The organism is Pseudomonas lalkuanensis, assembly GCF_008807375.1.
GTDB lineage: Bacteria > Pseudomonadota > Gammaproteobacteria > Pseudomonadales > Pseudomonadaceae > Metapseudomonas > Metapseudomonas lalkuanensis.
Genome location: NZ_CP043311.1, coordinates 4,493,681 through 4,506,491, shown reverse-complemented (window position 1 = coordinate 4,506,491; position 12,811 = coordinate 4,493,681). Strand labels below are relative to the sequence as shown.

Annotated in this window: 12 protein-coding genes; 7 read left to right on the top strand and 5 right to left on the bottom strand. The window is 64.7% G+C overall.

Features of this window, described 5'->3' with window-relative positions:
- The first annotated feature begins 2 nt into the window (after window positions 1-2).
- A complete protein-coding gene (gene modB, locus FXN65_RS20845; RefSeq protein ID WP_151135968.1) occupies window positions 3-689 on the top strand; it encodes a molybdate ABC transporter permease subunit in 687 nt (228 codons plus the stop codon).
- Between the two features lie 3 nt (window positions 690-692).
- Complete coding sequence (gene modC / locus FXN65_RS20840; RefSeq protein ID WP_151135966.1) at window positions 693-1,778, top strand: molybdenum ABC transporter ATP-binding protein; 1,086 nt, start codon at window positions 693-695, stop codon at window positions 1,776-1,778.
- 82 nt (window positions 1,779-1,860) lie between these two features.
- Here modC and FXN65_RS20835 read toward each other — a convergent pair whose 3' ends face one another.
- From FXN65_RS20835 to FXN65_RS20825, 3 genes are read right to left on the bottom strand one after another with little or no spacing between them, the layout of a single operon-like run.
- Window positions 1,861-3,354, bottom strand: a complete 1,494-nt coding sequence (locus FXN65_RS20835) for a sensor domain-containing diguanylate cyclase (protein ID WP_151135964.1) — start codon at window positions 3,352-3,354, stop codon at window positions 1,861-1,863.
- 55 nt (window positions 3,355-3,409) lie between these two features.
- On the bottom strand, window positions 3,410-4,264 hold the full coding sequence (locus FXN65_RS20830) for a DUF4824 family protein (protein ID WP_151135962.1): 855 nt from the start codon (window positions 4,262-4,264) through the stop codon (window positions 3,410-3,412).
- A complete protein-coding gene (locus FXN65_RS20825; protein WP_151135960.1) occupies window positions 4,261-5,331 on the bottom strand; it encodes a DUF2157 domain-containing protein in 1,071 nt (356 codons plus the stop codon). The genes FXN65_RS20830 and FXN65_RS20825 overlap by 4 nt, the downstream gene beginning before the upstream one ends.
- Before the next feature lie 407 nt (window positions 5,332-5,738).
- Between FXN65_RS20825 and FXN65_RS20820 the strand changes: the two genes are divergently transcribed.
- On the top strand, window positions 5,739-6,347 hold the full coding sequence (locus FXN65_RS20820; protein ID WP_151135958.1) for a hypothetical protein: 609 nt from the start codon (window positions 5,739-5,741) through the stop codon (window positions 6,345-6,347).
- On the opposite strand, the gene FXN65_RS20815 is transcribed toward FXN65_RS20820, so the two are convergent.
- Entirely contained in the window at window positions 6,344-7,246 is a 903-nt protein-coding gene (locus FXN65_RS20815) for a LysR family transcriptional regulator (RefSeq protein ID WP_151135956.1), read from the bottom strand. The genes FXN65_RS20820 and FXN65_RS20815 overlap by 4 nt on opposite strands.
- A gap of 97 nt (window positions 7,247-7,343) precedes the next feature.
- Between FXN65_RS20815 and FXN65_RS20810 the strand changes: the two genes are divergently transcribed.
- The 4 genes from FXN65_RS20810 (at window position 7,344) to lapD (ending at window position 12,268) form a co-directional block, all read left to right on the top strand.
- A complete protein-coding gene (locus tag FXN65_RS20810; RefSeq protein ID WP_151135954.1) occupies window positions 7,344-9,131 on the top strand; it encodes an alkyl/aryl-sulfatase in 1,788 nt (595 codons plus the stop codon).
- Between the two features lie 99 nt (window positions 9,132-9,230).
- Window positions 9,231-9,476 carry a DUF1145 domain-containing protein gene (locus FXN65_RS20805; protein ID WP_151135952.1) on the top strand — a complete coding sequence of 82 codons (246 nt, stop codon included), beginning with the start codon at window positions 9,231-9,233 and terminating at the stop codon, window positions 9,474-9,476.
- A gap of 126 nt (window positions 9,477-9,602) precedes the next feature.
- Window positions 9,603-10,310: a cysteine protease LapG gene (gene lapG, locus FXN65_RS20800; protein ID WP_151135950.1), complete on the top strand. Its 708-nt coding sequence runs from the start codon at window positions 9,603-9,605 to the stop codon at window positions 10,308-10,310.
- A gap of 8 nt (window positions 10,311-10,318) precedes the next feature.
- Window positions 10,319-12,268 carry a cyclic di-GMP receptor LapD gene (gene lapD / locus FXN65_RS20795; RefSeq protein ID WP_151135948.1) on the top strand — a complete coding sequence of 650 codons (1,950 nt, stop codon included), beginning with the start codon at window positions 10,319-10,321 and terminating at the stop codon, window positions 12,266-12,268.
- A 130-nt stretch (window positions 12,269-12,398) separates the two neighbouring features.
- On the opposite strand, the gene FXN65_RS20790 is transcribed toward lapD, so the two are convergent.
- Window positions 12,399-12,749: a tryptophan synthase subunit beta gene (locus tag FXN65_RS20790; protein WP_151135946.1), complete on the bottom strand. Its 351-nt coding sequence runs from the start codon at window positions 12,747-12,749 to the stop codon at window positions 12,399-12,401.
- Between the last annotated feature and the right edge of the window lie 62 nt (window positions 12,750-12,811).

Below are 12,811 nucleotides of genomic sequence, written 5' to 3'. Positions count from 1 at the left end.
CCATGAGCTTCCCCCTCGACCGCACCGACCTGGCCGCTATCTGGCTGACTCTCGAACTGGCGACCCTGACCACTTTGCTCCTGCTCGTGGTGGGCACGCCCATCGCCTGGTGGCTGGCGCGTACCCGTTCGCGGCTGAAGGGGCCGGTGGCGGCTGTGGTCGCCCTGCCGCTGGTGCTGCCGCCTACCGTCATCGGCTTCTACCTGCTGGTGAGCATGGGGCCCCACGGCTTCATCGGCCAGTTCACCCAGAGCCTCGGCCTTGGCACCTTGCCCTTCACCTTTGCTGGCCTCGTGGTGGGTTCGGTGATCTACTCCATGCCCTTCGTGGTGCAGCCCCTGCAGAGCGCCTTCACCGCCATCGGCGAGCGCCCGCTGGAGGTGGCCGCGACCCTGCGCGCCAGCCCCTGGGACACTTTCTTCTCGGTGGTGCTGCCCCTGGCCAAGCCGGGCTTTGCCACCGCCTCGATCCTCGGCTTCGCCCACACGGTGGGTGAGTTCGGCGTGGTGCTGATGATCGGGGGCAACATTCCGGAGAAGACCCGCGTGGTCTCGGTGCAGATCTTCGATCACGTCGAAGCCATGGAATACGCCCAGGCCCATTGGCTGGCCGGCGGCATGCTGCTGTTCTCCTTCCTCATCCTGCTGGCACTGAACACCAGCCGACGCCTGAAACCCCGTTGGACCTGAGCCATGCAACAGATTCGCGCACGTTTCAACCTGCGCCACCCGGACTTCGTCCTGGAGGCCGATCTGGCTCTGCCGGGACGCGGCGTCAGCGCCCTGTTCGGCCATTCCGGATCGGGCAAGACCAGCCTGCTGCGCTGCATCGCCGGCCTGGAACGGGCCGCCGAGGGCTTCCTGGAAGTGAATGGCGAGGTCTGGCAGGACAGCGCCCGGGGCCACTTCCTGCCCACCCACAAGCGGCCGCTGGGCTATGTGTTCCAGGAGGCGAGCCTGTTCGAGCACCTCTCGGTGCGACGTAACCTCGAGTTCGGTCAGCGGCGTGTTCCCGCGCAGGATCTCCGGGTCGAGCTGGACCATGCGGTGGAACTGCTCGGCATCGGCCACCTGCTGGAACGTATGCCGGGCTACCTTTCCGGCGGCGAGCGCCAGCGTGTCGGCATCGCCCGCGCCTTGCTGACCAGCCCGCGCCTGCTGCTGATGGATGAACCCCTGGCGGCGCTGGATCTCAAGCGCAAGGGCGAAATCCTTCCCTACCTGGAGCGCCTGCATGACGAACTGGACGTTCCGCTGCTCTACGTCAGCCATTCGCCAGATGAAGTGGCGCGCCTGGCCGATCACCTGGTATTGCTGGACAACGGCCGGGTGCTGGCCAGCGGGCCGCTCGACCAGACCCTGTCACGCCTCGACCTGCCCATCGCCCAGGAAGACGAAGCGGGCGTGGTGATCGAAGGTTGCGTGCAAGGATTCGATCCGCGCTACCAGTTGCTGACCCTGGCCTTGCCCGGCAGCTCGCTGAGTGTACGGGTGGCCCATTCTCCGGTTGCCGAGGGCCGCGCGCTGCGCTTCCGGGTGCTGGCGCGGGACGTCAGCCTTAGCCTGGAGAAGCAGCGCGACAGCAGTATCCTCAACCTGTTGCCAGCACGGGTGGTGGAAGAGTTTCCGGCCGCCAACCCGGCCCATGTGCTGGTGCGCCTAGATGTGGACGGTGCGCCCATGCTCGCGCGCATCACCCGCTTTTCCCGTGATCAGTTGGGTCTCTACCCGGGGCAGTCGATCTGGGCGCAGATCAAGTCCGTAGCATTGCTGGCCTGAGGTTGGCCAGTTCTTACAACGGAACGGGGAATTGGGGATTGTGGGAGCGAATTCATTCGTGAATGAACTCGCTCCCTCCGGATCACAACGCGTCGTGATTTCCCGAAGGCTCCACGCATACGCAATTGCGGCCGGATTGCTTGGCCCGGTAGAGGCCGCGGTCGGCGCGGCCGATCAGGCTGTCCAGGGAATCGTCCGGGTGCATCTCGGCGAGGCCGATGCTGGTGGTCACCTGCAGGTTCACCCCCCTGAAGGGATAGCGCTGCGCGGCCACTTCGCCACGGACTTTCTCCGCAAGCTGGTGGGCCGTGGCGTTGCCTGTATCTTTCAGCAGGATGATGAACTCCTCGCCACCCCAACGACAGACGATGTCCGATTGGCGCAGGCCGTCGCGCAGGTTCTGGGCGAAGCCCTGCAGCACCTGGTCGCCGGCCTGGTGGCCGTAGGTGTCGTTGAGCAGTTTGAAGTGATCCAGATCCAGCAGCAGCGCCGTCAGCGGCTTGCGGTCGCGTCGGGCTTCCTGCAGCGCCTGGCCGGCGAGCAGCTCGAAGCCTCGCCGGTTGGGCAGGCCGGTCAGGCTGTCGGTGGTGGCCAGAGCGGCGATGCGGTGCTGGTAGCGGCGCATCAGGCGAGTCACCAGGACCAGTATGATGGCGGTCACCAGCAGGCAGATCAGCAGGTTGAGGTAAAGCGTATTGCGCAGGCCCGCGAGCAGGCCGCCCTCGTGCTTGTCGACGAACAGGTACCAGTCCAGCTCGGGGATGTAGCGCACATTCAGGTAGTGGTCGCGACCGCGTTCCTGATACGCGAACTTGCCTGTCTGCGGGCGTCCCAGTCTGGCCTGCAGGTCCTCCAGCCCGGGCACTTCTGACAGCTTCTGGCCGACCCGCGCTCCCAGCGGGCCGCCGTTGGCTCCGGTCAGGACGATACGCCCGCTGGTGTCGACGAAGTACACGCTGCGATCGTAGCGGCGCTGGTATTCGTCGATCAGCTTGATCACCGCGTCCACCGTCAGGCCGACGCCTGTGGCGCCGAGAAACTTGCCGTCGTAGTCGAACACCTTGTAGTTGATGAAGATGGTCAACCGGTCCTGGTTGGCCATGTCCACATCGACATTGATCTCGTACGGCTCCTTCATGTCCCGCACGCGGAAGTACCAGATGTCCCGTGGTTCCTTCGGGCTCACCTGTTTGAGCACGCCCTTGGTCTGGTAGTAGGTGAGGGTGCGGTCGGAAATGAAGAACGAGGTGAAGGCACCGTAGTGCTCCTGCACTTCGCGCAGGTAGCGGGTCATGGGCTCGGCGTTCTTTTCACCTTGCATCACCCAGTCACGCACGAAGGTGTCGCGGCTCATCATGGAGGAGATCAGGATGGGCCGAACGAGATCCTTCTGGATTTCCGAGTAGACGTTGTCCGAGGTCAGCGGCAGCTCGGTGTTGATGATGGTGTTGCGAATGGACTTGAGCGACGCCTGGTAGCTGACCAGGGAAGTGGCCAGAAAACCGCAGCCAAGCAGCAGTACCAGTGTGATGACCAGCAGGCGGTGGCTTTGCTTGGTGTGTTCTTGTAGCGGCATCGGACAACATGGCCTCGGTGTGGTGGCGCAATGCTAGCGTGCAGTAACACAGGCGTCACGGACGGGTACTTGACGCCAGGCTATCGACGTCGTCGGGCGTTCCTTGACGGCCGCGGCGCTGAAACTCGGGCGCCGAATCGATCCAGGGTTCCAGCCGTTGGCCGATGCTCATCCACAGTCGGAAGCGCGGGGGCGATTCGCTGTGGCGGTCGCGCGCCAGCTCCTCACCCAGTGCTTCGCGCCAGGCATGGGGTACGTTGATTTCGCTGATGCGCAGGCTGCCGATCTGGCCGGTGAGCTGTCCGTCGCGAACCCAGGCGTTGACGCTGCCGCGCACGATGGCGTAGCGGCTGCGATCGGCGTGACGCACGCGCAGGGCTTCTCGATCCAGTCCCACGTCTACCGCAAACAGGCGGCTGTCGCGTTTTTCCTCCTGCTCAAGATAGTCGCGGGCGGCGCGTTCGGCGTCCTGTCTGCGCTTGTCCGCAGGCTTTGCGCGCAACTCGCCTTCGGCCTCCGTCAGGCGCTGCCGGGCGCGCTCCAGTTCGGCCTTGCGCGCGGGGCCGTCCAGTTCGAGTACCACCAACACCTCGCGGTTACGATTATCGAAGCGCAGCCCTTCGCGGTCGCCAGCGGTGAAGCCCAGTTGCTGCAGCTTGGCGTCATCGAGCGGCAGACGCTGGTAGAGATCGTCGCTATTCGGGTCGCTGGGCAGTCGCCAGTCCAGGCGCAGGGCAAGGCCGCTGTTTTCGCGCAGGGTCCAGTCGTGGTCGCGGTGCAGTTCGCGTTCGGAAAGCAGCAGGCGGCTGTCCGGTTCGCCACTGCGGTTGAACCAGACGCCGCCCAGGGCGATGGCGTTGGTCAGGCCGATCAGCGCGAGGCCGCTGAGCAGGGCAGTGCGGGCTTTCATGCGTGGTGTCCCCCCTTGTGGGCTCGGCGCAAGCGGCCGAGTACCAGCAGGATGAGCACGGCGACCAGTCCGAGGATGAGGAAGAACAGGTACTTCGGCATGACCTCCCACCACCAGTCGAACAGCTTGATGAAGAGGAAAAGCACGAAAAACAGCAGGCCGGTATGCATCACGTCAGGCCAGTCGCGGCGATTGCCGAGCCAGATGGCCAGCGCCGCGCCGGTGAATCCCACGATCTGGTAGAAGCCTTCCACCAGGTCGCGTGGCCAGGGCAGATAGCTGCCTGCCGCCCAGTTGGCCAGCACCAGCAGTGGCACGAACAGCCCGAGCAGGCCCATTACCCGGTAGATCGCGGCGAAGCCGCTATAGCGCGCCTGGGAAATGAACTGCGGCACCAGGAAGATCAGCAAACCGGCGGGCAGCAGGTGTTCCGGCCGTTCGGTGCAGTCCAGCCAGAAGAGCCCGCTCCAGCTCGTCAGCCGGGTGGCGATGAAGGCCATGCTGCAGGCCAGGCCGGCCGCCAGCAGCAGACGTACTTCGCAGGCATAGGCCAGCAGCAGGGCATAGGCGGCCCAGGGCAGCAGTGCCTTGTCGCTGGGGGTGATGTTGAAGATTTGCCCGAGCATGACCACGTTGAGCACGAAACAGGCGAAGGCCAGGACTGCCGCCAGCCCGGCGAAATAACCGGACGAGTCGCGTCGGCGCAGCAGCAGGGTCAGCAGCAGGCTGCCCACCGAGAAGCCAGCGAGAACGCCCACCTGGGCGGTTTCCGGGAACCAGCCCCAGAACTGATAGAAGAAGAACAGCAGGCTGGCCGCCAGCGCGAGGGCACCCAGCAAGGATGCGATGCGCATGCCGAGGGAGAGGCGTCGGGCCTGGGCATCCGGGTCGATATCGAAGGCGTCTCGATAGTCTGCCAGCAACTGGCGATGGTGTTCGTCCAGTTGGTCGATCTGTTCGGGGGAGAGCAGCAGGGTCTGCTCTTCATGCAAGCGCTCCACCTCCCGGTAGAAGGCCTGGATATCGTCGGCGCGGCGTTGCGCCTGGTCGCGGCTGAGCGGCGGCATTGCGGGTCCTTTTGCGTGCGGTGCCGCTTGAACTGTAGGGCTGCGGAACGGCGTGGGCAAACGGACGGCAGCGACTGTGAAAGGAGGATGGATTGCTCGTGGGGGCGAATTCATTCGCCAAACGCAGCGCATCTGACCCCCTTGACTCTCCGTGGCAGACCTGCGGTCGGCATAGCGCTTGAAATCGTCCCACGGGATGTCCCCGGCCTTCACGCTGGTGACTTCCTTCACCTGCACCCGCCAGAGGGTGCCGGCGATGTGGCTTTCCACCGCACGCAACAATTGGAAACGGACTTTTCCGACAGATGTCGCGCGCTGTTTTGTAGGACGCGTTGTCCAACCAAACGGGAGAAATCCCAGTCGCCGACATCTGTCTGCGCCGTCCCTAGCGGTCGAAGGAGGCCGCCATGTCCTACCGATCATTCTTCCTTGCCGTACTGAGCCTCACCCTGGGCGGCTGTGCCGTCTATGACTACGACAACGATTATTACGGTCGCCGCTACTACGACGGCGACTACCCAGTACATCGCAGCTACTACTACGACGTCCCGAAGCGGAACTATTACATCGTCGATCACCGTGACGACGGCCGTTATTACGATCGCCGCTATTACGACCGTCGCGACTATGACGGCCGCAAGGACTACTACAAGTCCGACAGGCGTTACTACGACAAGCGCTTCCACGACAGGGACCGCAAGTTCCATCACCCGCGCCGCTACTACCAGCAGCCCTATGACAACTTCCAGGAGCGCCGCCACGACTACACGCCGCGCCTGCAGACCTGGGGCAAGAACAATCCTCAGCCGGGCTACCGCGAGTCCAGCTATCGGCAACAGAACTATCACCGGCAGAACTATCGCCGGCAGAACTATCAGCAAGCTGACTATCAGCAACAGCCTCATCGGCGGCACGGCGTTCGCCAGCAGTACCGGGTAGAACCGGGCTACGAGGCACGGCCGCACAATCCGCGCTACAACAACCGCAGTGACTGGTCCATGAAGGACCGCCGCTAGATGGCGGAGAAGTCCCGGTCCTCTTCCAGCAACAGTTCCTTCAACGCCCGCGCAGCCGGAGACAGGCTGCGCGCGGCATGGGTGACGACGCCATAGGCCGATAGGGTCCTGGTGCTGGCAATCGGCTCCAGCATGGCCAGTCGACCGGCCATGACGTCCTCGGCGACCACATCCCAGGGGGCCATGCTGACCACATCACTTCCGGCGACTACCGCCTTCAGCACCATGAAGTTGTCGCACTCGATCGCCAGCGGTTTTTCATTGCCGGCAAGCTCGCCGATGGCGCGGGCCACTTCCACGGGCAGTTGCGTGCCGGCCAGTGCATAGGCGGCAAGGTCAGTCAGTCGCACCCGGTCCCGCGCCAGCAGAGGGTGGCCGGGGCGGCAGAACAGGGTGCCGGGATGGCGGCGCAGGGGAATGATGTCCAGCAGGGGATCGCCGTCGAACTCGCGGATATCAGCGACGAACAGCTCGATGGCGTCGTCCAGCAGACGCTGGCGCAGGCTGTGCCAGTTCTCCAGGGTGAGTTGCACGCGAACGCCAGGGTGGCGGCTGGCGAAACGTCCGAGAGCTCTGGGAACCAGGCGTGCGGCGGGGTAGGGGCCGGCACCCAGGCGCAGTTCGCCGCTGTCGAGATTGTCCAGCTGGGTCACCGCGCTGTGCAGGGCGCGGCTGCCGTCCAGCAGGCGCCGGGCATGCTCGAGCACCAGCCGGCCGTGGGCCGTCAGGCTGATCTGGCGTGGCGCCCGGTCCAGCAGGCTGCAACCCAGGCTGGCCTCCAGGGCCTGGATACTGCGGCTGAGGGCGGGCTGGCTGAGATTCACCGCTTCCGCCGCGCGGGCGAAGTGGCCATGCTCGGCGAGGGCGACGAAATGGCGGAGCTGGCGAAGGTCGTTCATGCGTGCCTTGCATCGAATATGGGAAAAGAATGCATTGGAATTATTAGCAGGCGACTGCCAGCCTGTCTCGGCCAAAAACAACAATCCCGAGCGAACCATGCGCATCACTACCCGATTCAGCGGCCTGCTCCTGGCCGCCGCGCTGCCCCTGGGCGCCGACGCCGCACTGCCGGAAGAGTCCATCGAACCGAGCATCAATGCAGAACTGGCCGAGCACACCCGGCACTTCGACGAGAAGGTCTACAAGATCGCCGACAACGTGTACTCGGCGGTGGGCTGGAACCTCGCCAACAGCGTGATGATCGTGGCACCCGAAGGGCTGGTCATCGTCGACACCGGTGAGTCGGCCGAGCAGTCGCGCAAGGTGCTCGCGGAGTTCCGCAAGATCAGCGAAAAGCCGATCAAGGCCATCGTCTACACCCACTTCCACCCGGACCACATCAACGGTGTGAAGGGCTTCGTCAGCGAGGAACAGGTGAAGGCGGGCGAGGTGCAGATCTACGCCCAGGAAACCCTGCTGGAGAACGTGGTGACCCAGGGGGCGCTGGTCGGCCCGATCCTCGGCATGCGCTCGGGCTACAGCTTCGGTGCAGCGCTGCCGGACGCCGACAGGAAGGACATGAACGCTGGCCTCGGCCCCCTGGCCCATGAAGCTAAATCCACCTTCATCGCGCCCACCATCACCTTCAAGGACAAGCTGGACACCACCATCGCCGGTCTGCCGGTGCAGTTCCTCCACGTGCCCAGCGAGGCACCGGACGAGATCGTGCTGTTCCTGCCGCAGAACAAGGTACTGATCAGCGCCGAAGTCACCCAGGGCCCGACCCTGCCGAACATCCATACCCTGCGCGGCACCAAGTTCCGCGACCCGGTGGTGTGGGTGAACAGCCTCGACAAGCTGCGTGCCTACCAGGCCGACTACATGGTGCCGCTGCACGGCCAGCCGGTGAGCGGCAAGGACAAGGTGGAGGAGGTTCTGCGCATGACCCGCGACGCCATCGCCTACGTCCACGACCAGACCGTGCGCTGGATGAACAAGGGCCTGACACCCGACGAACTGGTCGAGAAGGTCCAGCTGCCGCCCTACCTGGCCGGATACACGCCCTACCTGCGGGAGTACTACGGCACCGTGAAGCACAGCGTTCGGCAGATCTATCAGGGCTACCTGGGCTGGTTCCAGGGTGACCCGGTGGACCTCGACCCTGTCCCTCCCGTGGAGAAGGCCAAGCGCCTGGTGGAACTGATGGGCGGTCGCGAGAAAGTGCTGTTAGCCGCCGGCGACGCCTACCTCAAGGGCGACTACCAGTGGGCTGCCGAACTGGCGGGCTACGCCATCCGCATCGATCACGACGACCAACTGGCCCGAGAGATCAAGGCGCGCAGCTTCCGTCGCCTGGGCTACGCCAGCATGAACATCAACTGGCGCAACTGGTACCTGATGAGCGCCATGGAGCTGGAGGGCAAGCTGGATGGCGACGCCTCGCTGCAGCTGTCCCAGACCATGCGCAATGCCTTCCTCTCGCCGGACATGCTGAAGAACCTGCCGGCGCGGATCTTCCTGCAGAACTGGGTGACACGCCTGGACCCGGAAAAGAGCGCTGACGTGAACCTGACCCTGGGCTTCGTCTTCCCCGACATCAAGGAAGAGTGGGCGCTGGAAGTTCGCCGTGGCGTGGCCGAGCTGCACAAGGGGATTCCCGAAGGCACCACGCTCAAGCTGACCTTCGACAAGACCTACCTCGATACCGTCATCAGTGGCGAGAACGGTCTGCTCAAGGGTGCCCTGCTGGGCGACGTGAAGGTGGACGGCAACCTGCTGGACATCAAGACTTTCCTCGGCTGCTTCGACTTCGAGGAAACGCCCATCGCCCTGACCTTGCGCTGACCCGTCGCCTGCCGCGCTGCTTTCCAGCCTAAAGTGCGGAAGGCAGTCGGCGCAGCGAGCGGCACACTGCGGGGCCAACCCTCGAATGGAGACCCCGCAATGCACTTCCTGTCCTTTGCCAAAGGCGCGCTGGCGATGTTCTGGCTGGTGGCCCTGCTCAACCTCGCCTACCCCTTCGGCGAGCCGCTGCATCGACCCTTGCTGCTGGCGGCCGGCGCGATCCTGCTGGCCCATGTGGGCGAGGCGGTTCTGTTCAATCGCAAGCTGAAGGCACGCCCGTATCCCTGGCTGGAGCGTCTGCAAGTGCTGCTGTTCGGTTTCCTCCATCTGCGCGGGCTGCGCTGAACCCAGCAGGTAGGCTGCGCTGTTGTCAGTTAGATGGCGGCAGAATGCCATTGTCTTTTTCCGGACCAGCCCGCACCATTCGCGCCGTGTTCCATGGGGCCGATGGCCTCCGAGGCGGGATGGTGGATGGTCCGAGGTAGCGTGCAGGCCTGGCGTGCTTGGCGGGGACGGCGTAGGCCAGCCCTGGCGGCGGCGTTGCTGGCGGCACTGCTGGCCGGCGCATTGCAGGCGGACTGGGATTTCACCCTGATCAGTCGCCGCGCCGAAAACCTCTACGGCCCCCTTGGCCCCGGCAAGCAGCGAATCGATGACTGGCAGGCGACCCTGGGACGCCTTGCCGGTGCAGACGAGAAGATGCAACTGGAAGAGGTGAACCGCTTCTTCAACGCCAGATTGCGCTTTCGCGACGACCGCGAACTCTGGGGCGAAACCGATTACTGGGCGACTCCCGTGCAGGCCCTGCGCATAGGCGCCGGGGACTGCGAGGACTTCGCCATCGCCAAGTACTTCAGCCTGCGCCAGCTCGGTGTGCCCAGCGAGAAGCTGCGCATTACCTACGTCAAGGCGTTGCGCCTGAACCAGGCGCACATGGTGCTGACCTACTACGCATCTCCGGATGCCATGCCGCTGGTGCTGGACAACCTGGTCGGCATCATCCGTCCTGCCAATCAGCGTACCGACCTGATGCCGGTCTACGCCTTCAACGCCGAGGGTCTGTGGCTGGCTGGAAGCGGCGGCGGCAAGCAGGTGGGGGATGCCAAGCGGCTGTCACGCTGGCAGGAGTTGCTCAAGAAAATGAATGCTGAGGGCTTCCCCGTGGGGCCCGCCCGATAGGAGTCGAGATGTCTCTGTTCAAACAGTTGTTGATCGCCATCTGCCTGTTCCTGGTGGTCGCCTTCAGCGGCAGTTTCACGGTCGGCCTGGAGAGTTCGCGCGAGCAGTACGTCAATCAGCTGCGCTCCCACGCCCAGGACGCGGCGACCGCCCTCGGCCTGTCGCTGACCCCGCATATCGACGATCCGGCGATGGTCGAGCTGATGGTCAGCTCCATCTTCGACAGCGGCTATTACGAGAGCATCCGGGTCATCGACCTTGCCAGCGGCCAAGTGCTGGTAGAGCGCACCGGCGTACCCGACGCGGCTGGCGCCCAGGTGCCGCAGTGGTTCGTCAGCCTGATCGGCCTGCAATCGGTCGGCGGCGACGCCATCGTCAGCCGTGGCTGGCAGCAGGCGGCGCGGGTGGAGGTGAAGAGCCATCCGCTGTTCGCGCTTGCCCGGCTCTGGCAGAGCGCACTGGGCAGCCTTGGCTGGCTGCTGGCCTGTGGCCTGGTCAGCGCCGGCCTCGGCGCCTTCCTGTTGCGACGTCAGCTGAGGCCCCTGGATTACATGGTGGAGCAGTCCCACGCCATCGCCCGTCGTGAGTTCCTCAGCCTGCCGGAATTGCCGCGTACCCCTGAGCTGCGCCGTGTGGTGCAGGCGATGAACCAGATGGTGGAGAAGCTCAAGGCGCTGTTCCAGGAACAGGCCGAGCGCAGCGAACGGCTGCGCGACGAAGCCTACAAGGACAGCCTGACCGGGCTGGCCAACCGCCGCTACTTCGAAATGCAGCTGCAGGCGCGCCTCAGCGCCGAGGACCATGCCAGTGCCGGTTACCTGTTCCTGCTGCGCCTGCACGACCTCGCCGGACTCAACCAGCGCCTGGGTGGCCAACGCACCGACCAGTTGTTGGTGGCGGTGGCCGAGTTGCTCCGGCAGGTGGTGGCGGGGCAGGGCGCGGGCCAGTTGGTGGCACGCAGCCGGGGTGGCGACTTCGCCCTGCTGATACCCGGCCTGGTGGCCGAAGAGGCCGAGCTGTTGGCCCAGCGTCTGGATGCCGGCCTGGCGAACCTGGTGACCACGGGGGCCGCCGATGCGTTGCCGGTGGCCCATATGGGGCTGGTGCCGTTCAGTCCGGGCGAAGCGCTCGCCGACCTGTTGCGTCTGGCCGACGAGGCCCTGGCCAAGGCGGAAAGCCAGGCGGAGCGGACCTGGGCCAGCCTGACCCAGGGTGATGCGCCCAGCGTGGGCGACGAGCGCCATGCCTGGCATCAACTGCTGGATCGGGCACTTGGCCAGCGTCAGTTGCAGCTCTATTTCCAGCCGGTGGTGGATAGTCGTGATCGTTCGCGGGTGCTGCACTACAAGGTGCTGTCGCGCTTGCGCGACGAGCGTGGCGAGAACATACCGGCCGGTCGCTTCCTGCCCTGGCTGCAGCGCTTTGGCTGGATGGCGCGTCTCGACCTGCTGATGCTGGAGTTGGTCCTGCAGCAGATGGCCGGCCACGGCGAAACCCTGGCACTCAACCTCTCCGGTGCGCTGTTGCGCGAGCCCCGGGCGTTGGAGAAAGCCTTCGAGCTGCTCCGCAAGCACTCCCAACTGGGGCCGCGACTGGTGCTGGAGCTGGAAGAGGATCAACTGCCGGAGCAGGCCGTGCTGGAGCAACTCACCCGTCGTCTGCGAGACCTGGGTTTCAGCCTCAGCCTTCAGCACTTCGGTGGCCGCTTCAGCATGATTGGCAACCTGGCCCGCCTGGGCCTGGCCTACCTGAAGGTGGACGGTAGCTATATCCGCGCCATCGACCTGGAAGCCGACAAGCGCCTGTTCATCGAAGCCATGCAACGTGCCGCCCACAGCATCGACCTGCCGCTGATCGCCGAGCGCGTGGAAACCGAAGGTGAACTGCTCGTGCTGCAGGGGATGGGCATCCGGGGCGTTCAGGGCCAGCTGTTTGGTGCGCCGGCGCCCTGGCGCTGATCGATGGGCTGTAGGAGCGAATTCATTCACGAAGCAGGTCGAAGGCCTGCCCTGCGATGCCTGCTGGGGATTGCGGGAAATTCGCGAATGAATTCGCTCCCACACACAGCGAGCAAAGGCTCCGGCTGGTTCAGATGAGCCCTGATCCCGCTTCTTCTTCCTCTTCGACGATCAACCGCGAGATGCCACCCAGGGCTTCCCGCGCCTGGTTCCGGCTGAGCAGCTTGGATTGGGCCGCTGGCGGCAGGTCGGTGATGCGGATCAGACCCTTGGTCATCAGCACCGTGATCAGGTCGTCGAGTACCCGGATCATGTCCAGGTCGCTCTGTTTCAATTGCAGCAGGCTGCTCTGCATCGCCAGGTTGGCGTACCAGCCCTGAATTTCCTGGTCGTCAGCCGGCAGTGTGCCGGTCATTTGGTCGAATTCGGCTGCTTCGACGCGAATCAGGTTTCCGTCTTCATCGCGCTGGATATAGAGCATGGCGAGTCTCCCTTGAGGACTGCCGCGAGCATGAGGGCAGATGCCTCCCGTCCGCAACCACC